The organism is Pseudomonas fluorescens, from assembly GCF_000967965.1.
Lineage (GTDB): Bacteria > Pseudomonadota > Gammaproteobacteria > Pseudomonadales > Pseudomonadaceae > Aquipseudomonas > Aquipseudomonas grandcourensis.
On the sequence record NZ_LACC01000084.1, the window covers coordinates 1 to 205 of the forward strand.

Sequence of the window (205 nt, forward strand, 5' to 3'; positions counted from 1 at the left end):
TCAGCAGTATGCCCACCTCATCCAGCGTGAACCCCAGCGCCTGCGCCCTCTTGATGAAGCGCAACCGCTTGACCTGCTCCGGTAGATAGTGCCGATAACCACTGAGCGGCTTTGGCGGTTCATCCAGCAAGCCGCGTCGCTGGTAATAGCGAATAGTCTCGATGTTCACCCCGGCAGCTGCCGCCAACTTGCCGATACTCAGCCC

1 protein-coding gene is annotated in these 205 nt (G+C 60.0%); it reads right to left on the reverse strand.

What is annotated here, in order from left to right; translation table 11 throughout:
• Positions 1-202, reverse strand: a 202-nt coding sequence (locus VC35_RS28295) for a MerR family transcriptional regulator (RefSeq protein WP_046044044.1), incomplete at its 3' end; no start/stop codon positions are given.
• Between the last annotated feature and the right edge of the window lie 3 nt (positions 203-205).